At 67.6% G+C, this 22660-nt stretch carries 25 protein-coding genes and 1 pseudogene; 18 read left to right on the top strand and 8 right to left on the bottom strand.

Features of this window, described 5'->3' with window-relative positions; translation table 11 throughout:
- Positions 1-82: 82 nt before the first annotated feature.
- Genes OG607_RS33220 through OG607_RS33210 form a run of 3 tightly spaced genes read right to left on the bottom strand, consistent with a single transcriptional unit; the run spans position 83 to position 2968 of the window.
- The gene (locus tag OG607_RS33220; RefSeq protein WP_405731260.1) at positions 83-1126 is read right to left on the bottom strand and encodes an NAD(P)-dependent alcohol dehydrogenase; all 1044 of its coding nucleotides are present in this window, start codon (positions 1124-1126) and stop codon (positions 83-85) included.
- Positions 1127-1181: 55 nt separating this feature from the next.
- Positions 1182-1565 (bottom strand): DUF2255 family protein, encoded by a 384-nt coding sequence (locus OG607_RS33215; protein ID WP_405731258.1) that lies wholly within the window; start codon positions 1563-1565, stop codon positions 1182-1184.
- Positions 1562-2968 (bottom strand): MFS transporter, encoded by a 1407-nt coding sequence (locus OG607_RS33210; RefSeq protein ID WP_405731256.1) that lies wholly within the window; start codon positions 2966-2968, stop codon positions 1562-1564. Before OG607_RS33210 ends, OG607_RS33215 begins: the two co-directional genes overlap by 4 nt.
- Positions 2969-3282: 314 nt before the next feature.
- Between OG607_RS33210 and OG607_RS33205 the strand changes: the two genes are divergently transcribed.
- On the top strand, positions 3283-3609 hold the full coding sequence (locus OG607_RS33205) for a carboxymuconolactone decarboxylase family protein (RefSeq protein WP_405731254.1): 327 nt from the start codon (positions 3283-3285) through the stop codon (positions 3607-3609).
- Between the two features lie 47 nt (positions 3610-3656).
- The gene (locus tag OG607_RS33200) at positions 3657-5243 is read left to right on the top strand and encodes a Na+/H+ antiporter (RefSeq protein WP_405731252.1); all 1587 of its coding nucleotides are present in this window, start codon (positions 3657-3659) and stop codon (positions 5241-5243) included.
- A 10-nt stretch (positions 5244-5253) separates the two neighbouring features.
- Here OG607_RS33200 and OG607_RS33195 read toward each other — a convergent pair whose 3' ends face one another.
- A complete protein-coding gene (locus OG607_RS33195; protein ID WP_405731250.1) occupies positions 5254-5451 on the bottom strand; it encodes a hypothetical protein in 198 nt (65 codons plus the stop codon).
- Between the two features lie 276 nt (positions 5452-5727).
- Positions 5728-6297 (bottom strand): DUF3060 domain-containing protein, encoded by a 570-nt coding sequence (locus OG607_RS33190; protein ID WP_405731248.1) that lies wholly within the window; start codon positions 6295-6297, stop codon positions 5728-5730.
- A 442-nt stretch (positions 6298-6739) separates the two neighbouring features.
- Between OG607_RS33190 and OG607_RS33185 the strand changes: the two genes are divergently transcribed.
- The 10 genes from OG607_RS33185 (at position 6740) to OG607_RS33140 (ending at position 15381) form a co-directional block, all read left to right on the top strand.
- Positions 6740-7708 (top strand): hypothetical protein, encoded by a 969-nt coding sequence (locus tag OG607_RS33185; RefSeq protein WP_405731246.1) that lies wholly within the window; start codon positions 6740-6742, stop codon positions 7706-7708.
- Positions 7709-7876: 168 nt separating this feature from the next.
- Entirely contained in the window at positions 7877-8155 is a 279-nt protein-coding gene (locus tag OG607_RS33180; RefSeq protein WP_405731244.1) for a hypothetical protein, read from the top strand.
- 510 nt (positions 8156-8665) lie between these two features.
- Positions 8666-9733 carry a pentapeptide repeat-containing protein gene (locus OG607_RS33175; RefSeq protein ID WP_405731242.1) on the top strand — a complete coding sequence of 356 codons (1068 nt, stop codon included), beginning with the start codon at positions 8666-8668 and terminating at the stop codon, positions 9731-9733.
- A gap of 377 nt (positions 9734-10110) precedes the next feature.
- On the top strand, positions 10111-10824 hold the full coding sequence (locus OG607_RS33170; protein WP_405737209.1) for a S1 RNA-binding domain-containing protein: 714 nt from the start codon (positions 10111-10113) through the stop codon (positions 10822-10824).
- A 375-nt stretch (positions 10825-11199) separates the two neighbouring features.
- Positions 11200-11841: a hypothetical protein gene (locus OG607_RS33165; RefSeq protein ID WP_405731240.1), complete on the top strand. Its 642-nt coding sequence runs from the start codon at positions 11200-11202 to the stop codon at positions 11839-11841.
- Positions 11842-12126: 285 nt separating this feature from the next.
- The gene (locus OG607_RS33160) at positions 12127-12873 is read left to right on the top strand and encodes a DUF6193 family natural product biosynthesis protein (RefSeq protein WP_405731238.1); all 747 of its coding nucleotides are present in this window, start codon (positions 12127-12129) and stop codon (positions 12871-12873) included.
- A gap of 33 nt (positions 12874-12906) precedes the next feature.
- Positions 12907-13125, top strand: a complete 219-nt coding sequence (locus tag OG607_RS33155) for a substrate-binding domain-containing protein (protein ID WP_405731236.1) — start codon at positions 12907-12909, stop codon at positions 13123-13125.
- Between the two features lie 50 nt (positions 13126-13175).
- Positions 13176-13673 carry an SRPBCC family protein gene (locus tag OG607_RS33150; protein ID WP_405731234.1) on the top strand — a complete coding sequence of 166 codons (498 nt, stop codon included), beginning with the start codon at positions 13176-13178 and terminating at the stop codon, positions 13671-13673.
- Positions 13670-14179: a DinB family protein gene (locus OG607_RS33145; protein ID WP_405737207.1), complete on the top strand. Its 510-nt coding sequence runs from the start codon at positions 13670-13672 to the stop codon at positions 14177-14179. Before OG607_RS33150 ends, OG607_RS33145 begins: the two co-directional genes overlap by 4 nt.
- An 83-nt stretch (positions 14180-14262) precedes the next feature.
- Positions 14263-15381 carry an IS630 family transposase gene (locus OG607_RS33140; RefSeq protein WP_405731232.1) on the top strand — a complete coding sequence of 373 codons (1119 nt, stop codon included), beginning with the start codon at positions 14263-14265 and terminating at the stop codon, positions 15379-15381.
- Here the strand turns inward: OG607_RS33140 and OG607_RS33135 are convergent, their stop codons facing one another.
- A complete protein-coding gene (locus tag OG607_RS33135; RefSeq protein ID WP_405731230.1) occupies positions 15382-15624 on the bottom strand; it encodes a hypothetical protein in 243 nt (80 codons plus the stop codon).
- Between the two features lie 842 nt (positions 15625-16466).
- On the opposite strand from OG607_RS33135, the gene OG607_RS33130 reads away from it, so the two are divergent.
- From OG607_RS33130 to OG607_RS33110, 5 genes are all read left to right on the top strand, one after another.
- Positions 16467-17963, top strand: coding sequence for a helix-turn-helix domain-containing protein (locus OG607_RS33130; protein ID WP_405731228.1), 1497 nt, complete (start codon positions 16467-16469; stop codon positions 17961-17963).
- Entirely contained in the window at positions 17960-18448 is a 489-nt protein-coding gene (locus tag OG607_RS33125) for a helix-turn-helix domain-containing protein (RefSeq protein WP_405731226.1), read from the top strand. Before OG607_RS33130 ends, OG607_RS33125 begins: the two co-directional genes overlap by 4 nt.
- The gene (locus tag OG607_RS33120; RefSeq protein WP_405731224.1) at positions 18373-18543 is read left to right on the top strand and encodes a helix-turn-helix domain-containing protein; all 171 of its coding nucleotides are present in this window, start codon (positions 18373-18375) and stop codon (positions 18541-18543) included. Before OG607_RS33125 ends, OG607_RS33120 begins: the two co-directional genes overlap by 76 nt.
- Positions 18544-18689: 146 nt before the next feature.
- Positions 18690-19331 (top strand): plasmid partition protein, encoded by a 642-nt coding sequence (locus tag OG607_RS33115; protein ID WP_405731222.1) that lies wholly within the window; start codon positions 18690-18692, stop codon positions 19329-19331.
- On the top strand, positions 19331-20437 hold the full coding sequence (locus OG607_RS33110; protein ID WP_405731220.1) for a hypothetical protein: 1107 nt from the start codon (positions 19331-19333) through the stop codon (positions 20435-20437). The genes OG607_RS33115 and OG607_RS33110 overlap by 1 nt, the downstream gene beginning before the upstream one ends.
- 85 nt (positions 20438-20522) lie before the next feature.
- Here OG607_RS33110 and OG607_RS33105 read toward each other — a convergent pair.
- Positions 20523-20764: pseudogene (locus OG607_RS33105) on the bottom strand (transposase family protein); the annotation flags it as partial.
- A 426-nt stretch (positions 20765-21190) separates the two neighbouring features.
- On the opposite strand from OG607_RS33105, the gene OG607_RS33100 reads away from it, so the two are divergent.
- Complete coding sequence (locus OG607_RS33100; RefSeq protein ID WP_405731218.1) at positions 21191-22072, top strand: hypothetical protein; 882 nt, start codon at positions 21191-21193, stop codon at positions 22070-22072.
- Positions 22073-22087: 15 nt separating this feature from the next.
- Here OG607_RS33100 and OG607_RS33095 read toward each other — a convergent pair whose 3' ends face one another.
- Positions 22088-22513: a hypothetical protein gene (locus OG607_RS33095; protein ID WP_405731216.1), complete on the bottom strand. Its 426-nt coding sequence runs from the start codon at positions 22511-22513 to the stop codon at positions 22088-22090.
- Positions 22514-22660: the final 147 nt, after the last annotated feature.

Here is a 22660-nt window from a genome sequence, read left to right as displayed (position 1 = left end):
ATACCAATCTCATCAGCAAAGTCGACGCCGACCGGGACAGCTCTCCGGCGGACGTGGCGGACGTGGCGGCGGTGGCGGCGGCTCAGGCCAGCGTCGAGGTGTCGATCACGAAGCGGTAGCGCACGTCCGACGCGAGGACGCGTTCGTACGCCTCGTTGATCTTCTCGGCGGGGATGACCTCGACCTCGGCGCCCACGCCGTGCTCCGCGCAGAAGTCCAGCATCTCCTGGGTCTCGCGGATGCCGCCGATCAGCGAGCCTGCGTACGACCGGCCCCGCATGATCAGTGAGAACACGTTGAGCGACAGCGGCTCGGCCGGGGCGCCGACGTTCACCATCGCGCCGCCGACGGCCACCAGGCCGAGGTAGGCGTCGAGGTCGAGCTTGGCGCTCACCGTGTTGACGATGAGGTCGAAGGTGCCGGCGAGCTGCTCGAAGGTGGCCGGGTCACTGGTCGCGTGGTAGTGGTCGGCGCCCAGGCGCAGGCCGTCGTCCATCTTCTTCAGCGACTGCGACAGCACGGTGACCTCGGCGCCCATGGCGTGGGCGAGCTTGACGCCCATGTGGCCAAGGCCGCCCAGGCCGACGATCGCCACCTTCTTGCCGGGGCCCGCGCCCCAGCGGCGCAGCGGCGCGTACATGGTGATGCCCGCGCAGAGCAGCGGGGCCGCCTCGTCGAGGGCGATGCCCTCGGGGATGCGGACGACGAAGTCGTCGGTGACCACGATGTGAGTGGCGTAGCCGCCCTGCGTGAGGGTGCCGTCGCGGTCGATCGAGCCGTAGGTGAGGGTGTTGCCCTTGAGGCAGTACTGCTCCTGGCCGTTGCGGCACGGCTCGCACTCACGGCAGGAGTTGACCATGCAGCCGACGCCGACCCGGTCGCCGACGGCGTACCCGGTGACCTCGGAGCCGACCTCGGTGACGATGCCGGCGATCTCGTGGCCGGGCACGACCGGGTAGGTCGAAGGGCCCCACTCGCTACGGGCGTTGCTGATGTCGGAGTGGCAGATGCCGGCGTACTTGATCTCTATGAGGACGTCGCGGGGCCCGACGTCACGGCGCTCGACGGTGGTCGGGGTGAGCGGTTCGGTCGCGGCCGTGGCGGCGTACGCGTTGACGGTGAGCATGGTTCCTCCGGTGATGGGGGGGTGAAGTCGGGCTGCGGCTGGGAGCCGAGCCGGTTCAGCGCGGATCGAGCCGCATCGTCGTGGAGCCGGCTCCGGGGCTGGTGATGGCCTTGATGATGTGGGCGGCGTAGTGGCCGTACTTGGTGCGGTAGGCGGCGTCGACCGCGGAGTTGATCTCGCCGTCGGCGTCCACGAAGGTGACGTCCTTGTCGACGCCCCCGGCCCGGACACGGCCCTCCTGGCGGGCCCGGGTGCCCCGGTACCAGTCGGAGCCGGGGCCGTTGACAGAGCGGACGTAGATGTCGTCGCCGACGCGGACCACCCAGATGGTTCGCCGGCTGCTCAGCGAGTCGCCGCGGCGCAGGGACGCGATCTCCAGCTCCTCCGCGCGTTCGATGCTGTCGAGTTCCTGGCTCGTCCAGGTCGATGTCGTGGTCATGAGGTCTTCTCCTTGACGAGTACGAATGCGGTCGCGGTCGCGGTGGCGAGCACGAGCAGCGCGGCGATCAGGAGGCTGGTGCGCAGCCCGTGCAGGAATTGCGCGTGGTGGGAGACCAGGGCGCCGAAGACGGCCACGGCCAGGGCGCCACCGAGCTGACGGGAGGCGTTGAGCACGCCGCTCGCGGTGCCCGCCCGCTCGGCGGGGACACGGTCGAGGAGCAGCGAGGTCACCGCCGGTACGGCGAGGCCGCCGCCGGTTCCGACCGGGATCATCAGCAGGACCAGGAGCCAGGCGGGCGCCGTCGCCGACGGAACGCAGAGCAGCGCCAGCCCCGTGGCCATCATCAACTGTCCGGTGACGACCGGCATACGCGGCCCGAACCTCGCGGCGAACCAGGCGGCCGTCGGGCTGACGACCGCGGTCAGCAGCGTCATCGGCAGGAACGCCAGCCCGGTGGCCATCGGCGACAGGCCGCGGTCCTGCTGGAGGTAGAGGCCGAGCAGGAAGATCATGCCGTAGAAGCCGACGTTGAGCGCGAAGCCCACGGTCGCCGAGAGTGCCATCGTCCGGGCGCGCAGGAGCGCCAGCGGCACCATCGGATTCCGGCCGCGGGCCTGGGACGCCAGGAAGATCACCGACGCCACCACGGCCACCGCCAGCGCCACCAGCACGCGCGCCGCCCCCAGGCCGACGGCACCGGCCTCGATCGCCGCGTACGTGAGGCCGCCCATCGCCGCCACGGCGGCGACCTGCCCGGCCCAGTCGAACGGAGCATCCGCCCGGCGCGGCGAGGGCGCCGTCCGGGTGAGCAGGAACAGCGCCAGCAGGCCCACCGGCAGATTGACGAAGAAGATCATCCGCCAGCTGAGTTCACTGAGCACACCGCCCAGCACCGGACCGGCCGCGGCGCCCACCGAGCCGCCCATCGCCCACACCGAGATCGCCCGGGCACGCCGGGCCGGGTCGGGAAACGCCTCGCGGATCAGCGCCAGCGAGGCCGGCACGATCACCGCGGCACCCGCGCCCTGCACCAGCCGCGCCACGACCAGCACACCGAGGTTCGGCGCGAAGCCGCAGGCAGCCGAGGCGACGGTGAACACCACCAGCCCCGCCCCGAAAGCCTGCCGCGCGCCGATGCGGTCGGTCACGGACCCCGCCGACAGCAGCAACGCGGCGAACATCAGCGTGTAGCCGTCCACCACCCACTGCAGCCCTGTCATACCGCCGCCGAAGCCGCGCCCGATCTCGGGCAGCGCGACGTTGACGATCAGGGCGTCGAGCGTCATCACGAAGAAGCCGAGCAGCGCGGCGGCCAGTGCCCACCGGGCACCGTCCGCGGTGCCGCGCTGCCCGGTGGCGGTATCGGCGGACGGCCTGCCCGATGCGACGGAACTGGACACGGGTGGTTCTCCTGAGAACGAGGCGAAACGAAACGACCGTCATCCAGCCTGCGGCCCGGACGCGGTGGGTGGCAGGCCGAGCTGTGCCGGGGAGTGGCATTCCGGGGTGTGACAGGGCCCCCCACACACATGCCGCCGAGGCTGCGGCGCCCGCAGAATGCAAGGCAGGCGTGAGGGGGTGTGTCATGCCCCGGAACGCCGCTCCCCCGCACCGTACGGTCTGCCACAGGCCGCAACCGGCGAGCAAGCTGAGTCCGCCCGGTAGGCCGAGCGAGCGTGCGACGCGCTACGAAGAGAAGAAAGGCACCCCACGCATGGCGAAGGAACCCACGCGAGCGCAGCAACTGCTCGGCGATCTCGCACCGAAGATGGTCCAGCTGACCGACGAGGTGCTGTTCGGCGATGTGTGGAAGCGTGAGGGCCTGTCTCCGCGGGACCGCAGCCTGATCACCGTTTCCGTGCTGGCCGCCACGTACCGCCCCGATCAGCTCACCAGCCATCTGCGTCTGGCGATGCAGAGCGGGCTGAGCAAGGACGAGCTTGTCGAGGCCCTCACCCATGTGGCGTTCTACGCCGGATGGCCCAGCGGGATGGCCGCGCTCACCCAGCTCAAGGCCGTCCTCGCGGACGACACGCAGTAGCGGCGACTCCCGGTCGCCTCGGTGTCCCGCTCACTAGGAGATGCTCCGTGCTCGGTCTCGAACTCGTCGTGGTCCTGGGCGTCGCAGTCCTGCTCTGCAACGCCGTCGGCGAGCGCTTGCGCCTCGCCCCGCCCGTCCTGCTGCTCCTCGCGGGCGCGCTGCTCGGCTTCGTCCCGGCCCTGCGCGAGGTGGACCTGCCGCCGGAGACGGTTCTGCTGATCTTCCTGCCGGTCCTGCTGTACTGGGAGAGCCTGACGACCTCCCTGCGGGAGATCCGCAGCAACCTGCGCGGCATCGTCCTGGTGAGCACCCTGCTCGTCATCTTCACCGCCTGGGCCGTGGCGGCGGTCGCGCACGTTCTGGGCATGCCGTGGGGCCCCGCGTGGGTGCTGGGCGCAGCCGTCGCCCCGACCGACGCGACTGCGGTCGGTGTGCTCGCCAAGGCGCTGCCCCGCCGCAACGTCACGATCCTGCGCGCCGAGAGTCTGGTCAACGACGGCACGGCGCTGGTCGTCTACGGCCTCGCCGTCGGCATCACGGTCGGTGAGGAGCATCTGAGCCTGCCACACGTCGGAGGGCTCTTCCTGCTGGCGTACGCGGGCGGAGCCGCCGCCGGAGCGGCGACCGCCTGGCTCGTGACCAGGCTGCGCCGCCTCTTCGACGATCCGCTCCTCGGCAACGTGGCGGCGCTGCTGACCCCGTTCACCGCCTACCTGCTCGCCGAGCTGATCCACGCCTCCGGCGTCCTCGCGGTGGTCGTGTGCGGCCTGATCATGAGCCAGGTGGCCCCGCGCATGGTCTCGGCCGCGACCCGCCACCAGGGCGAGGCGGCCTGGTCCCTGGCCACATTCGTCATCAACGGCGCGCTGTTCGTCCTCGTCGGCCTGGCGGCACAGTCCGCGATCCGCAGCCTGCACGGTTCCGAGCTGACGCAGGCGCTGATCGCGGTCGGCGTCATCTCCGTCGTCCTGGTCGCCGTACGCTTCGCCTTCCTCTACGGCGCCGTCTACACGATCCGTATGCTCGACCGCCGCCCCCAGCAGCGGCTGCGCCGCCAGAGCAATCGCGCTCGCGCGGTCAGCGGGCTCGCCGGTTTCCGGGGCGCGGTGTCGCTCGCGGTGGCGCTGTCCGTGCCGGGCACTCTCGACTCGGGCGCGCCCTTCCCCGACCGCGCCACCATCGTGTTCGTCACCTGCGGCGTCATCGTCGTCACGCTCGTGGTGCAGGGGCTGGTCCTGCCGGGCGTGGTGCGCTGGGCCGGGCTGCCGCGCGACACCTCGGTGCAGGAGGAACGCTTCCTCGCCGAGACCACCGCCACCGAGGAAGCTCTCAAGGCGCTCCCCGAAGCCGCCGCCGACCTGCGCACCGATCCGGCGGTGGCGGAACGGCTACGGGAGGAATACGAGACCCACCTGCTGGTCGTACGGGCAGGTGGCGGCGAGGCCGACGAGGAGACCGCCGTACGCCACCACCAGCAGTACACCGCGCTGCGCCTCGCCCTTCTCGCCCACAAACGCGCCACCGTCGTCCGCCTCCGCGACGAGCACAGCATCGACGACACCGTCCTGCGCCAGGTCCAGACCCGGCTCGACATCGAGGAGGTACGGCTGTCCCGACGCGAGGCCGCCGAGTAAGCCGCTCTCATCAACTCTCGCGGACGGCGGAGCCGGCCAGTTCCCGGACCTGGCCGGCGGGCACCGAGGTGCCCGACGCCTTCAGGTACCAGCCGTACATCTCCTCCTGGCTCAGCTCCTTGGCGGGCTTCGCGGTGAAGTACGGCTGGACGTAGACCGGGGTGCCCGGCTCGCTGCGCCAGCTGTCGGCGAGGGTGCCGATGTCCACCGCGTCAACTGTGCCATTATCCACCCGTTTTCTTCGGTACGTTCTTCTTTTCCAGGGGCCGACCATTGCGGGGAATGGCTTGCCCCAGGCCCGTAGTTCAACCAAGTGCGTATCCAAGGAAGTGGAGGCATCTCGGGACTTGACGGTGCCTCGCGAGATCGCGAGCGCGCTCGGAAGATTATTCGAAGAGAATTACGCAGCCTGCTTGAGTAGTTATACGGATCCCCGCTGCCCGGCATTTCTGTCAAAGTCGGCCCTGTCCGGCGATCACCGGCGTCAGGACGCGATCTCGTCCTCGTAGTCCTGCTGGCTGATCTTCTCGACCGTGTTCGTGGCGCCGGTGCCGGACACATCGGGGTCGTTGTCGGCACCCGCGCCGCCGACCCAGTGCACGGTGGTGTAGGAGGCGCCTGTCAGCTGGATGGTGCTGACGGTCTTCGCGTACGCCTCATTGCCCCCGCCCATGACCTGGAGGGTGTCGACGGACTCCACGGCGATGGTGTTGTACCCGCCGGTGAGGGTGATCGTGCCGCAGGTGCCCTTGAACACGATCTTGTTCGAGCTGCCGGCGATGACGACATCGCGCCCCGAACAGTCCGCGGTCTGTGTGCTGTAGCTGCCGCTGATGCTGAGCGGGTCCGCGGTGCCGGCGGAGGAAGCCGTGGGAGCAGCGGTGGCCGTCGGGGAGGCGGCGGCGGTGCCGGCACCGGCCGTCTGCGGAGTCGGCGACTGAGCCTGCGTACCCTGCGTACTCCTGGTCGGCCCTGAGACGTCAACGGAGCAGCCGACCGTTGCCGAGAGCGCCAGGGCTATGACGGTGGTGGGCAGCAGCGTCGAGAAGCGCATGGCGGTACTTCCGTTTCTGGGGTGAGGGATTGGGCTCGTGGTTTCCGCGAAAGCCCCGGTGTTCCAGAAGCCTAGGAACGTGCTGTCGCACCGGGGTGGCACCGATGTGCCAGATCTGCGACATGCCGTACCGGTACGGGTACGGGCCGTGGCCACACCTGCACGATCATATTCCGCGCTCGCGATGATGATTACGTAGTGAGGTTGCGTAGAAATACCTAATCTCCGACGGGCTTCTGGCCGGCAACTCCGCTCACGAGTCGCATCGGGCAGGCGCAAGCTCCATTCCGGACATCGAGCGGGCTGTCACCGTACGCGATGGAGCATGTACGAATTCCGAAGCTCCGCTCTAGCCTAACTGCCCGTGAGATATCGCCCGCGCTCCGCACATCGATGAAGCCGTCAGCCGCTGGTAGCCCGCCACAGGAAAGAAGTTGATGGCATGTCCGCCTTCAGACGACGCAAGGGCAACCTTCCTCGGCTGGCCCCCGAACTCGACGACATGGTCCTCGGTCAGGTCCGGCGACGCCTTGAGATGAGCTGGGCCCGGGGCGAACTCGATACCTCGGTCATCGCGTTGATGGAGAAGGTGATCCTGGACGCGGGGCAGGACTGGGACCGTAAGGCGCACCGCTTGGGGGTGCTCGCCCAGGCCGCCGGGCGGGCACTGCCAGGGATCTGGCGGCGTCAATCCCCGCAGGACCCCGGAGCACTCCTGCTCCACGCCTGGTCGGAGGTGGCGCACACGCGGGCGCAGGGAACGCACGTGGACCTGAGCGGCATCCGCGAGACCTGCCTGCGCGCGGCCGAGCTGACACCCGCCGACCCCACCCCCTGGATCGTGCTCCTGGCCGCGATGCGATGGGAGCGGGAACCCTACGGCGAGGTGGGGCCGGTCTGGCGGGAGGTCAAGGCCCGGGATCCGTGGAATCGGGAGGCGCATCTTCAGGCCCTGGGCTATCTGTCACCGGACGAGTGCGGTTCCACCGGACAGGTGCTGGACCTGCTCGACGGCATCCGTTCCGTGATGCCGGCCACGGCTCCCACGGTCGGTCTGGAAGTCACCGCGTTCGTCCACGGCTACCACCGTGCCGTTTCCGCCGGCGGCATGGCGGCGCTGAACGCCAGGGATTACTGGAGACGACCTGATGCGGCCTCGGCACTGAGCCGAGCAGCGCGTGACTGGCCGCTCCCCGGATTCCTCGGCCACGCGGCGGCACTGGCGGATCTCAACGTGCTGGCCTACGCGTTGGTCAAGGCCGCCCTGATGGACGAGGCCGCCGTCGTGCTGCGCGCCACGGACGGCATGGCAACGTCTTGGCCGTGGAGCGCGGAGGGAGACCCCTTGGAGCGCTTTTCGCACTGGCACGGCGCGATCTCCCGCGCCCGGCCCGCGACCAGCCGGCAATGACCACGCGGGTGGGCTTGACAGGATGGACAAGCCACCGCGCATGGGAAGTCGCCTTCGGCGACTTCGACCTCATGGGGGTCGGCTTCGCCGACGGGCTGCTGAGCGAGCGGGCCGACGGTCGGCGCCTGACTCGGTCGATGGCGACGAGGGGACCGAGGGGGCGGCGGCATGAGCGCGACGAGTGCCTGGGACCATCTCGACAGCGCCCGCGTGAAGAGGCTGGGGCAGCCAGCGATCGTAGTTGCCCTCCTTGACGTCTCGGACCCCACCGTCGCCGTCGTCACGGGCCACGCGTTGATCTACGCCTTCGTGGCCAGTCACCGGCGCATGGCGAACGTCGGATCTCAGATCGACTTCGAGGCCGACATCGCGGGGGCGCAGATCGACGGCATCTGGCAACCCGGCCAGCAGGAGTACGACCAGTTCGAACGTCTCCCTCGTGCCTAAGGAGTGGGGCGGCCACGTGCCGGTGCATTCACTGATCCAAGCGGCGTTTTCGTGTCCCCGGTGACCAACTGCCGGTCGATGAAGTGACCAACTACGAATCGTCGCGTGGCGGCGACCTGCGGTTTCACCTGTGGAGCTGGCCGGATACGGTTCGAGGTCATACCTGATGTGACCGCAGCCGATAGGTAGCCGTCCCGATCGATATTGGCCAGGTGGCCGTGGGGACGATCAGGGTGCGCAGGTTGCGGACAGCTCGGCATCGTTCTCCATGGCGATGTCACGGCCACGTTCACCCATGCCTCGGCCGCGTGGCGGATTCCACGCGGGGCGCCTGTGGTGTGCCATGACCAGATGCTGAGGAATCTTGACCTGAAGCGGCTCCGGCTCATCGCTCGTCGTCGAGACGCTCGGCGACCGACAGAGGGAGGCACCCATGAGTGGGAGCCGAGTCGCGGGAAGAGCGCGAGCCGGTCGCAGAAGTGGGCGTTTGTGGCCTCGACCCTGCCGGGGGTGGCTGCGCTGATTGCTGTGCTGTTCACCTGGATGCAGGTAGGGCAGGCCAGCAGGGAGTTGCGCATCTCGGAGCAGGGACAGATCACCAGCCGGTTCAACGCTGCGGTCACCAACCTGGGAGCGCAGTCCATGCATGTGCGCCTTGGTGGAATCTATGCCCTTGGCCGGATCATGCAGGACTCGTCACGCGATGAGCCTGCCGTCACGTCGGTGCTCTCGGCCTACGTTCGTGAGAGAGCGCCTCTGCCACCGAAGGGCTCACCGCGACGTGGCGGGAACGCCCAGCCGCCCGCGGACGTGGAAGCGGTACTCACCGTTTTGGCCAATCGCCAGGCCGTGAAGGTCCGTTTCTTGGCCGATCTGCACGCAGTCGACCTCCGCGATCTTCCTAACGAGGCCGTACCGGTCTTCACCGAGGACGTCCTGGCCAAACGCAACCTCCAGTATGTGAGCCTGGCTTCCTCCGACCTCCGTGACGCCAACCTGTCTGGCTACGACCTGCGTGGCGCGGACTTTGAGGAGGCGAATCTGGCCTACGCCACGGTGCTCGAGTCCGACCTCAGGGGGGCCTCTCTCAACCTGGCCAATCTGACTGACGCAGTCCTGGTCGGGTCGAACTTCACCGGCACGAACTTCGCGTTCGCTAACCTCCATGGGGTGGTTTTCAGCAAGGCTGACGAAAGCACTGGCAGTCAGCGCAATGCAGACCTCACTGACGCCCTCCTTTCGGACGCGAACCTGGCTGCAGCAGACCTGCGCGGCGTTCATCTCACTCGGGCGTTCCTGGATTCAGCCAACCTCACCAACGCCAACCTCGCCGGCGCCAGCCTCCGTGACGCGAATCTGAGCTACGTCCAGGACTACGCCGCGACCAGCGCCAAGGTCACTGGCACCAACCTGACTCGCGCCGACCTGCGAGGTGCGGACCTGCGAGGAGTGGACTTCAGTCACGCGGACCTGCGAGGCGCTGACCTGCGAGGCGCCAAATTCGCTGGTGCGCGTTGGAAGGGCGCGAAGGTGGACGGACAGACGCGAGGCCTACCTGCGTCAACCAGCGTCCGATGAGCCGTCGACTGCGCCGTTGGAATCCTGGCACGGAGACCCGGCGGACGGCGGCTACGGAGCCGTAGCGCGCGGCAGAGGTCCCGCCAGTGGGTTTCCTGCCTGCCTAGACCCGCCGTGTTGTGACTGAGCGCGCTATCTGTCACCCCAGCCACGACCTGGTGTTCTTCACCGTCGTGAGCACGGCTGCGTCACTGAGCCGTGACACGCTAGTTGGAACCTGGTCACGAGAGTTGGAACCAGTGCGGCTGGCGCCAACTAGGCTCATCCCCGTGTCCGATCCAGCCCCTGACCCTCGCGTGCAGTCCTTGATCAACCAGCTCCGGCCGGGGGCCGTGAGAACGGTGAGGGTCGCCGGGTTCGACGGAGCGGACGTCTTGGTGCAGCTCGTAGATGTCGAAGGTGAGAACGCCGAGATCGCTCGGATTCCTCGACAGGAGGCGTCGATGCGTCGGATGGAACATCCATCCGAGCTGTTTGAGGTCGGCCAGGAGATCAACGCCGAAGAGATCGGGCGTTGGCGCGAAGGTCAGCTTCACCTCTCCGCCAGGGCATGCGAGATTCCAGCCTTGCGGTCCTTCCTCCTCGCATTTGAACGAGGGCAGGTCGTCGCCGGGACGGTCTCCGAGGTTCACAACTTCGGGGTCTTCGTTCACGTCGATGGCGAACCGGACGGCCTCTGCACCGGCTTCATCCGGGTGCCGGACCTGACATGGGGCTGGATCAACCACCCTTCCGAGGCAGTCGAAGCAGGCCAGCGGATCACCACTGAGGTGATCATTGCCGAGACTCGAACCGGACAGGTCACGCTCTCGCTGAAGGCTCTGCAGGATGATCCACTCATTCGGTTTGCGGATCAGGTCGGCCGGGTCCTCACCGGGCCGATCATCAAGATCGTTCCTTTTGGTGTGTTCGTGCAGCTTGCTCCCGACGTTGTGGGGTTCCTTCACCTCTCAGAGCTGGCCGACGAGTCGGTCGAGACCCCTGACAAGCTCGTCGACGAGGGCGAGCTGATCACAGTGGAGGTCACCGAGGTCGACCTCCAGCGTCACCGGGTGCGGCTGAGCGCCGCCGGTGGAGCGGACAGAACCTAGCGAACTGGTGCCAAGAAGACTGTCAACTCGCGGTTGGTTGCAAGAAGCGTGACCACTGGGTGCCAACAAGCGTGTCCCACCGTCCACAAACCACCAGCTCGCCGAGCCTCGCTGGTTCCAACTAACGTGTCCAGGCTCAGCGGGTGAGCCGATGCACGATAGGTGTCACCAAGGCAGGCTTGTTGTCACCGACATCGACGTCGCAGCGTCGCGAAAGCCGGGCCCGGCGGTGCAAACCCGTCGGAAGCCGGGGAACTGATCTCCGATTGCGGGGCGTGAAAGGAAGTAGATCGCTCCCCTTCGGCAGCCGGTTGGGGGAGAACGTTGGTGATCGGGGGCGTTGTGGGCGGGCAAATACTGAGACGGGGCCGTCTGGTGGGCCTGGGTGCGTTGCTGCTGGTGGGCTCTGGGGCGGTGTGCCTGGGCATCGAGGTCGGCGTCGGCATCCTGCTGCACGTGACGCAGAGCGTCTGGGTGGCGCTGCTGGTGTATCCGGGGCTCTATTTCCTGGCGGTCTACCTCCTGTTCGTGATGGTGCCGAGTATTGAGGAGCCCAAGGGGTGGGCCATCCTGGCTGTGCTCGTGCTGCCCGTCAGCGCATTGGTCGTGATGCACGTGACCTACTCGGGCCTGGACCAGCGGGCGATGCACGCTCGGGGCCGGGAGGTGCGGGCGACGGTGACCGACGTGTACTGGGTCGATCAGGGGGCGGATGCCCCTCTCTTCGTTGCGGAGCTGACGGATCTGTCGGGACGGCTGGTACCGGGCAAGGTGTACGGAGCCAAGGTGAAGGTCGGCCAGACAGTCACCGTCACCGTGGACCCCAAGGGGAAGATCCCGCTGTCACTGGGCGGGCGCCCGACGGGTTCCGGGAAGCTTCTGGTGGCTGGCATCGCGGCGGGCGTGGAGATCCTGCTCCTGGCATGGGCGGCCTTCCGGGGCACCGCGGATCGACTGGCCGCGAAGACGACGCACAAGCCGAAGCGAACGCAGGAGCCCCAAGACGCTCCGGTATGACGTGCCCGCAGCACCTGCCTCGACGGCATCTCCACCGCTGCCGAAACCGTCGCCGCGACAGGCCACGGCGGCAACGTTCTGCGCCACCGCTGGCGGCGGGCCGCAGCCGATCGAAGGCGCAGTGCGGTTGGTGACAACCACCGTGCTGAACCTGCGGGCGGCGACAAGCAGCGCGCCGATCCGGTGACAACCACCGTGCTTCGTCCCTGCGAACCCACAGGTCAGTGCCGATCTTGGTGACACCTGTCGTGCGTCGGCACAGCGGGTCGGACACAATCAGGAGCTGTGTCCATACCTCCTGACCCTGCTGTCCTTTATCCCGACGTTGCGGCCTGCGGCAGTCTCGCCGTAGCGCTCCGGGTCGCGGCGGAAGGCTGCCTCGACTCCATTCCCGTCGAGTCGCCCGGCTCCGGTTCGCTGCTCCACGAGAGCGTCGCGAGCACCCTGCCGCACCGCGAGCCGCTGCAGATCAGCGCATGGAAACACGAGCGGCAGTGGTCGATCCGCGGCGAGGAGCCGTTCCAGGCCTCATGCCTCATCGACGGTGAGACGGACGACCTGGCCCAGATCGCCAGGGCGGCCCGGGCCTGGCACGACGGAGAGTCCCTCGGAGACATCCGCCGGGCGGCACCGTTCGTGCACCTGACCGGCCGCTTCGAGGTGCCCGACCTCGATCCCGTGCGTCTGGTGGAATCCGAGTGGCAGAGCATGCTCCAGCAGGCGCGCGAACTGGAGTACTCCTGGCAGGAGCAGTACCAAGCCCTGATCGAGGCGGCGTACGCTGAGCCGACTTTGCGCGCCCTCTACCCGTTCACGAGCCACTGGGCACTGCGCTTCTCGATCACCACCCGCCCGCGCCTGACTCTCGGCAGCCCGTGCCTGACCGCGGGCGGCGACGGCACGTACGGGGTGGGAAACGGCTTCATCACTCCGAACCTCGGTGTGTTCACCACGCCGCACGAAGCCATAGCACTGGCCGTGCACCATCTACCGGCCGGCCTCGGCCCGATCTCGCTCGGCCTGCCGCTCTAGTGCTCTGACCGGGAAGGTTCACCGGGTTGGCGGGTGCCGGACGACGTGGCGCTGATCGGCTTCGAGGACTCGCCGCTGACCAGCGTGCGGCAGCCGATGGCGGAGGTGGGCCGCACGCCAGCGCGAGTACTGCTGGAGGAGATAACCGCCTCCCGACGGCATGCGGTGCGGCGAGAGAACGGGTTCGGTGGGAGTGCGCGTAGGGCGGGGCTGGTACGTGCTCGGCCAGGCGCTGTCGTACCCCCGGTGTAGCGTCCAGGCCGGAGTCAGGTTCATGCTCGGCGGTTGACGGAGGCGCGGGGATGACGAGTACGACAGGCGAGCCCGTGGTGGTGGTGTCCCGGCGCATCGGTGCCCCGGCGGGAGACATCTTCCAGATCCTGACCGACCCCGGACGGCACCCGGACCTCGACGGCTCGGGGATGTTGCGCGGTGGCGTCTCCGACGCCGTGGTCTCGGGCGCAGGGGACGTCTTCGTGATGCGGATGCACTACGAGCGCTACGGCGACTACGAGATGAACAACCACGTCGTCGAGTACGAGCCGGGCCGCCGCATCGGCTGGGAGCCAAGGCCCGGTCGCGGGCACCCGGACGCCACGGCGCCCGGGGCCGTGTGGGGCCACCGGTGGATCTTCGTCCTGGTCCCGGACGGGGCCGGGGTGACGGTGGTGACCGAGATCTTCGACGGTTCGCGCATGCCGGAGGACAAACGCGCGGAAGTGGACAGCGGGCGCGCCTGGTGGCAGGCGCAGATGGCGAGCACTCTGGAACGCCTCGCCGAGCTGTGCGCCGCCCGGTGAACGCCGAACTCGACGCCCTCAAGGGCGCCCTGGACCGCCAGCGCGAGCACGTCCTCGGGATCCTCGCAGGGCTCTCGGAGGAGGATCTGCGGCGGCCGGTGCTGCCCAGCGGCTGGAACTGCCTGGCATTGCTGCGCCACCTCACCCTGGATGTCGAACGCTTCTGGTTCCCCGGGGTGATCGCGGGCGAATCGGATGTGGCCGGACAGCTCACGGCGGGCACGGAGGCGCACTGGTACGTACCCGAGGGGATGAGCGCCGAGGAGGTCTTCGCCGACTACCGGGCGGCCATCGCGCGCGCGGACGCCGTGCTTGCCGCCGCCGCGCCCGAACAGGAGCCCGCCGCCTGGCCCGTGGAGATCTGGCCGACCTGGCGGCTGCCTGACGTGCGGCACATCCTGATCCACGTGCTCACCGAAGTCGCCTGCCACAGCGGCCACTTGGACGCGGCGCGCGAACTGATCGACGGCACCACCTGGCTCGGCGGCAACCCCTACGCCGGCTAGTTCTGTGACCGTGAAGGTTCGCCGGGTTGGTGGTCGTGGCGGTTGGATGTGTGGCGATGTCCGATCCGACTGTTGGAGGTGCGGTGGCCGAGCCTGTCCGTGTGCGCAGACTGACCGATCAGGAAGGGCAGAAGCTGCAGCAGATCGTGCGTCGGGGCAGTACTAGTTCGGTGCGCTATCGACGCGCGATGATGCTGTTGGCCTCGGCCGGTGGCAGCACGGTCCCGGTCATCGCACGGCTGGTCCAGGCGGACGAGGACACCGTCCGCGACGTCATCCACCGCTTCAACGAAATCGGGCTGGCCTGCCTGGACCCCAGGTGGGCGGGAGGCCGTCCCCGCCTGCTCAGTGATGACGACGAGGACTTCGTCGTCCAGACGGCCACCACACGCCCGGCCAAGCTCGGCCAGCCCTTCACCCGCTGGTCGATCCGCAAGCTTCTGATCTACCTGACCCGTGTCCACGGCCGGGTCATCCGCATCGGCCGCGAGGCGTTACGCCGCCTGCTCGCCCGCCGCGGCGTCACCTTCCAGCGCACCAAGACATGGAAGGAGTCCCCCGATCCCGAGCGCGACGCCAAGCTCGACCGTATCGAGCACGTCCTGGACCGCTTCCCGGACCGGGTCTTCGCGTTTGACGAGTTCGGCCCGCTCGGGATTCGGCCCGCCGCGGGCTCGGCCTGGGCCGAGCAAGGGAGCCCCGACCGGTTGCCGGCCACCTACCACCGCACCCATGGAGTCCGCTACTTCCACGGCTGCTACTCGGTTGGCGACGACACGTTGTGGGGCGTGAACCGCCGCAAGAAGGGAGCCGTGAACACGCTGGCCGCGCTGAAGTCGATCCGCGCAGCCCGGCCCGACGGTGCCCCGATCTACGTGATCCTGGACAACCTGTCCGCGCACAAGGGCGCCGACATCCGGCGCTGGGCGAAGAAGAACCGCGTCGAACTGTGCTTCACCCCGACCTACGCGTCCTGGGCCAACCCGATCGAAGCCCACTTCGGACCGCTGCGGCAGTTCACCATCGCCAACTCCAACCACCTCAACCACACGGTTCAGACCCGGGCCCTGCACGCCTACCTGCGCTGGCGCAACGCCAACGCCCGCCACCGAGACGTCCTGGCCGCCGAACGCAAGGAACGCGCCCGCATCCGCAGTGAGAAGGGCGTCCGCTGGGGTGGACGAGCACAGGTAGCGGCCTGATCAATCGCTGATGCTCAAGGTCGCGCACTTTGTGACTCCGAGTTCGGACAGCACGCCCCGGAGTCGCTCCAGGGCCGAGGTCTTGTCCAAGCCCGCCGCAATTTCAAGGTCAAGATGACAGCGCCCCATGCCGCTGCCCGCGCCCGTGACCTCGCCGTCGACGCCGAATGCCGCTTCCAATGCCTCTTCGACCTCGTCACGGTCGATCGGCAGCCCCACGAAGACGATCTCTACGAACAACACGGTCCTCCGTCTCAACCCGGCGAACCATAGCGGTCACAGCACCAGCCAGCACGCGCCCCTACCCTAGTACGGCCATTCGGGGAGGCGCCGAAGTACGCCGGCGACAAGAACAACGACGTGAACCCGCCGCCGACATTGTCGTGCTGCTCGGTCTGCTGGCGGCCGGCGGGAAGTTCCCAGCGGGTGAGCAGGACTGTCGAAGAGGTACAAGCTCACGAGACTTCGCGCCCTGCCCAGGCTTCGCAGCCGGACCATCCAGATCATGCAGGGCAGCGGCCTCTTGCCGCAGGTCAGAACCCGCCGCTGCCAATCTCCGCCCTCGGGGCCGTGGCTACTTTCGTGGCTACGTACGTAGCCGTGCGACCCCGTTTGAACCGGTGCGGAACGGGTTCTGGCTAAGTCTCAGATTCGACAAAAAAAGAGCCCCTGACCAGCACTTTCACTGGTCAGGGGCTCTTGGAGGCAGACGAGTCGAGCTGTACGCCGGGTATTTTTGCCCCACCCTTTTGACCTGCACCTATGCGGATCGAACCGGCTGTGACCTGCTAGGACGGGTTGCAGAGGCGATCGGAGGCAATCAGAGGAAGTCGCTCTGATTCGACCCCGATCCGACCCTGACGCTCAGAGGCAATCAGAGCCAACCGCTCCGATTCGACCCCTGATCGTCGTCCCTGGTCAAGCCGCGATGGGGACGCCTGCCTCCCCGCGGAGCCAGGCATACGAAAGCCTCCAGGACGCCAATCCTGGAGGCTTCGCTGGCACCGATTGGAGGTCGGTCCGGACACCACCGCTGGTTTTAGCGGGCCTCGGCGGTGTCCACGTCCTTGCGAGACGACTCCACAGTGCCACACAGCACCCACCACACAGGCCCAACTCAACGGGTTTCTCACCCGCTCGGAGGACTGGGACTCCACCAGCTGCCTCGGGCTGCCGCCGATCTCATCCTGCTCGGGGACCTCACCGGCCGCTACGCGACGGGCAGCTACAGCAGGCTCGGCACCGACGGCCGAACACTCGTCCCGCGCCCGGACCGCCAGGGCGCCGCCGAGCACGGGCACCGGGTCACCGCAGCCATCGCCTGCCACGTCGCCCGCGCCGGCGGAACCCTGGACCAGCTCACGCACCTGCTGCTGCACCCGGACCACGAGGGCGGGCGGCACGCCCGCAGCATCGAACTGCGCTCCGGCCAAGCCCGGGCCCGCGACTACCTGCACCGGGTGTGGATCAGCGCCACGGCCGCGGTCGGCACCACCGTGGCGGTGGAATCCCGCCACCACTCGTACGAAGGCCTGGCCGCCCTGCGCGACCGCATCGAAACCACTCCCTGGTACGGCGAACGCGGCCGCAGCGCCCTGCGAGTCCTCCGGGCACACCTGAACTTCGCCGAGACCGCAGGCGGCCGTCTGCACCACGCCAGCGAACGGCAGACAGCCGAGGAAGCCGGGATCTCCCGACAGACCCTCCGCAACGCCTACGAAACCATCCTCAAACCCGGCGGATGGCTCCGCCGACTGCGGGTCGGGCACAGTCATGAGGGCTCCACCTGGTATCTCGGCGACGGCGATACCCACTCCGCTGGCCGTTTGCTGTCCCGTATCCAGACCACTCAGTTCCCCCCCAACCGGGACCTTGAGGAGTGGCCTCACCCTGCGACAGCCACGACGGCAGACATCGACTCCACCGTCATCAGCCGCTTGATGGCCCACGACGCCTTCGCCCACCACGGCCTCGGCAGTTCCGCCCTCGTGATCATCGGCGCGCTACAACTTCGGCCCGGCCAGACCGTGAGCGAGCTCGTCGCCTCTTCGTCGGTGTCCCGCGCCACCGCCTACCGCGCCCTGCAACGGCTCGCCGTCCACGGACTGACGCACCGCACTGGCCATATCTGGAGCCTGGCACCGCGAGCCCTGGAAGGCTTCGGCCAGACCGACACGGATGGCTCGCCCTCCCCCGGCATGACCCCGCGGGGCTGGGACGACGTCGCCGACCGCTGCGGCACAACTGGCACCGCCGCAGCGCGCAAAGCCCTGCACGCGCTTGAGCGGGCGGCGTACCGGGAGGCCTTGGCGCGCCGGGCCGAGCACCGTAGCAAGGCCGTGGTCATCGTCCACAACGGCCACCAGGTACTGGTACCCGCATCCCGCGCCGACGAGATCCCGTCCGAGTGGCACGCACCCGGTGGACAGATCCTCAACCCGGACACCGGGCGGATCGATCCGCAATGGCAGGTCGCCACCGACGGCCGCCTGATCCTAATCACCGCCAGCGACCAGCGCACCTACGACGAACTGGCCGCCGCCCACGCCCAAGCCCTCAGCGAATGGGAATCCGCCGTATGAACACAACCTCCCCTCCCCCGGGTACCGAAGCACGGCGCAAGCACGCGCTGGAGCTGCGCACCCGCTACGACGCCGGCGCCACAGTCGACGAACTGGCGCAGACCACGGGACTGTCCCACGGCACCATCGTGAACCGGCTGCACGCGGCGGGAACCACCATGCGCACGCCGCAAGAGACCCGCCGGCTGCGGCTCGACGAGAGCCAGGTGGCGGCCCGGCGCCGCCTCGCCGCCTCGCTACGTGTCCGCTACGAGGCCGGAGCGACGGTGGAAACCCTGACCGCCGGTTGCGGGCGCTCCGCGCGGACGGTGCGCCGTCTGCTCATCGAGGCCGGAGCCACCCTGCGCTCCCCGCACCAGACCCGTCAGCTCCGTGCCGACAAAGACGAAGTAGCACCCGCCAGCGACTCATGGACAGGCTCCGGACCCGTTACGAGGCCGGGGAGGTCGTCCCTGCACTGGCCGCTGACTGTGGCTGCTCCGTGAGCACGATCTACCGGCTGCTCCGCAAGGCCGGGACGACGATGCGGCCCCAGCACCAAACCGGTCCCGCGGCCCGTCGCGCCGCCCGGCCGCCGTAGCGGCCCTCGTCGTGCAGACCAGCACCGCCCACGCGTCCTGGCCGACAGCACTGCCGCGATCGGCTCAGTAGCGCCCCCGGCTCCCAACGGATGTGCTGACAAGCCTCCTTCCCCGAGGCAACACCACTAGCAGAGAGAGCAGAGAAATGATCATCGCGCACATCAGCCCGCGTACCGGCGGCAAAACCACCTCCGCCGGATGGCAGGCCCACGCCCTCCACGAGCGCGGCTACCCGGTCATCGCTTTCGAGGCCGACTACAGCAGGCAGCTCACGGAGTGGGACACCCAGGCCGACGGCTTCCCCTTCCCCGTCCAACAGCAAGCCTCCCCCCTGTTCTACAAGAACGTCCCGCCCACCATGGCCCCCGGTCAGATCGGTGTCGTGGACTGCGGTCATGCCGAGGACCACCGCACCATCGTCCAGTCCGTCCTACGCGTCGCCGACCTCGCCATCCTCAACACCGCCCCCACCGCCGCCGACATCGACCGCATCGAACGCCTCCCCATGCGCAAACTCATCAACGACATCGCCGTCCTACGCCCCGACAGCACCCCGCCACCCACCTGGGTACTGCTCAACCGCACCGTCGCCAACGCCAAAGCCACCAGCCAGTACCGCGACTACCTCCAAGAGGACGGCTGGAAGGTCTTCACCACCACCATCCCCCATCGGCAGATCTACGCCCAGTCCATGCTGGAACCCGTCACCGCCACCGGATCCGCCTACGACGAACTCGTCACCGAAATGATCGACCGCGGCCTCCTGCCCAAGCCAGGTGCCCGCTGATGAGCAGCAGCGACCGCACCGCCGCACTCCGCGCCCGGCGCTCTCAACAGCAGAGCACTCCGGCCAACCGACAGCCCGCCCCGCACCACCACGCCACGGGACGTCCGGCCGACCTGGTCATCACCTCCGACATGATCCCCAACCCGGTCCCCGTTGAGACCGCCGGCGACCTCACTCACGACGAGATCCACCAACTCGGTGTCTGCGAACAAGCCGTCGAGAACCTGGCCACCGCCACCTGGCTCGCCGGCAAGGCCCTGCAGGCCATCCGCGACCGCAAGCTCTACCGCCAGACCCACACCCGCTTCGACACCTACATCACCGAGCGCTGGGAAATCAGCGAACGCACCGCCTACCAAATGATCGAGGAATGGCCACTCGCCGAACGCCTCAACCAACTGTTGGGCAGGCCCACCACGGCTTCTCACACCCGAGCCCTCATCCAGGTCTCTGACCTATTCGGACTCGACGCGGCAGCCGACCTCTACCAACAACTCCAGGTCCGCGCCGGCGCAGAAGACCTCCGGCTCACGGCCACCATCGTCAGCCAGATCGCCAAGGCCATCATCGCCCGCACCGGCAGAAAGGCCGGAATCGTCGACTTCCGGGAAGCCACGCACGAGATCGTCGCCTCCAAAGCACTCACCCTCACGACAGCCCCGGCCCAGCCCCAACGCGCCCTCGCCGCAGCCTCCGAGAACCCAACCTCCCCGCCTACAGACAAGAACGCCCCGATGCCGGAGCCGGAGCCGGAGCCGACGAGTCTGCAAAATTTCGCAGACAATCACGGAACGGTAACGACACCTGATCACCCGACGCAGCACACCGCCGGACCACACCTCGCCTTCCCTGCCGGCCCGGCCCAAGAACCCGCAGCGACGCAGCCAGCCGACGGGACACGCGTCCTTGCCCTGCTTGAACGCATCGTTGCCCTCGCCGCAGCGATGGATAAGGAGGCCGCTCCTTTGGAAGCTCTCGCCACGATTGACTGGGAGCAGCCTTCCGACGCGCGAAGAGCGTTCAACCTGCGCCTGGAGGCGATTGCCGAGTTGAACAGCGCCATCGTCAGCTTGAAGAGAGCCGCGCCTTTCGACCAAATACACTGAACCTGCCCCCCATCCGTGCCGCCCGACCTCTGCGCCAGCCCGGCCAGCCCGTCCCATGAACCGGCCGGGCCGAGCGCTGCGACAAGCGGTCGGCGAGCAGATCAGTGACGGCTGCGGTGTAGACGTTTGCCGCGCCTATGGAGATGGCGGAGCCGGCCGCAAATCTGCTCGAGCGTGTCGTGCCTGCGCACGTAGAACCAGACCGGCCAGGGCGCGCTGGTGGGGTGGGAGCTTGCAGCGCCGGTCACCCTCACGGGTGACGATGAGCATGGTGACCCACTCGACCAGGGCGTGAGCCAGGTCGAGTGCGGTAGGACAGGGTGCCAACGAGGATCATGTGCCGGTGAGTTGAGATTTCGAATATCTCACCCACCGGCGCCGGAGTCTCGTGCGTTGCGGGCACCGACGACGTCACCCGACGAGTGGCCACGCTGAAAATACTCAAGGCACCCTGGCGACACAGGCAGATACGGTCCTGTCCTCCGCCGCACTCCGGCCCGACCGCCGAGCAGCAAAGGGACGGGGTTGGAGGGAGAAACCCGCCAGAGCTGGGACAGTCGAGTCTTCGACTTTAATCCTCGCGGCAAGCCCGGAGGACATGCCACTATGTGACTGCGCCACAATACCCGAGCCCGGAGGACTGCATTGACTTTTCCCAGCGACCGCCTGCATCACCTTGTCGGAGCGCTCACCCACATAACTTCTCGACTCTCCGACCATATCCAGAGAGTCGATCAAGGCAACGTTGCCGCAGTGGATGATCTCGCCGTGACGCTTCGATCCCTGATCGCGTCCGGACGGGGTAATTCAATACTGCAAACAACCTGCCGTAATTTCAAAACAGCTCAGCCGGAATTGCAAATTTCGCGACCCCCGGCTCATGGAAGCACCTATTTCTCCGTCGGGTCCATCCCAGTAGAAGAGCCCGGAGCCGTAGCGCACGGGGCAAGAACAGTCACTTTCTCTAAGTGGACCCAGGAACCAGTTCTGCGATTTGCCACGAAAAGCGGAACGATGACCTACAGTTGGGACAAATTCATCCGGGAGTACGCAAATAAGTGGGGTGGGGCACATCTTGACGCCTCCGTTCCCGACGAGCTGTGGGTGGTCGAGCGCCATGCTGCGGCTGGTCTCGTACTGAGCAACTACTTGCTTCGGACTGCCGGCGTGGCGGTATGGAATATGGCCCAGGAGACGCTTCGAGCCGTGCTGCCCTCTAGCCCGAGCAACAGCTGCCCGCCGGAGGACTACGCGAGAAGGGCCTACCAGGCACCCGGCTCAACCTCTCCCGCCCCGGAACACCGAAGAGAGCTAGGCCAAATTCAATGGCTCAGCCTATCCAAGTCCAACATGGATTTTGGTTGGTACGTTGATGGGTATAGCTCAAAGAATTCATTGCGACTTTCCTTTGGCGCGATCCCCTACGATGTCCACTATCGACCGCAACGAGAAGATGAAGCGATTGGCCAGGTACTGGATCCGGCTTTCGTATCGCCTTCACCTCAAGGTCCGCGCCATGAAGCTACACCCGCTAGGGTGCAGATCGAGGAAATGCGTACAGGCCAGGCTACGGGGATAATTCTGCCGATCCAAGTGTTGAATCATGATCCCAGCAATCCGCCATCGGTGACGTGAAGTGTCCAGCAAAGGTCAAACGGACTGCCACGAGGTCGCACCGGGGCCGCCGCTACCTCCGTACTCCTCGACTGAGAAGCCCTCGAATCCGCCCGCTTCTTCGCACTCGAGCACCTGCTGAAGGGCGGCCTCGGCTTCCGATGTTCGGAGGTTTGCAAAATAGGCCTTCGTCTCGGCGAGTCCCTGTCCGCAGAGCAGTTGGACATCGATCGAGCAGGCCGCGTCCATGCTTGCGGTCTTGGCTCTCCAGATGAGGAGTGTGTCATCGAGGGTGCTGCCGTTGAACAGTTGGACGCAGCAGAGCTTCATCAGCTCCGTGTCGCCCGCACCTTGGGAAGGTAGTTCATGCCCAGTCTGGACTCTCAGGAGCTCGCGCACCTCGTCGAGGTCGGTGCCCACGGGGTGGAGCCCGTAGCGGTCGATGCTCGCTTCCTCGTCCACAGTGCTCTTCCCTGTCTCTCGCTCTCAGCCGAGCACTCTAGCCTCGATCTTTCGTGACGGTTTGCCGGTTCATCTGGTGGGCCGTTTCGGCTTGTTGGGTGGGGTGCAGGCAGTCCAGTGGCCCGGCTGTCGCGTCGGGTGGGCGCC

The organism is Streptomyces sp. NBC_01537 (assembly GCF_045040445.1).
Lineage (GTDB): Bacteria > Actinomycetota > Actinomycetes > Streptomycetales > Streptomycetaceae > Actinacidiphila.
This window is presented reverse-complemented; position numbering and strand designations above follow the sequence as displayed.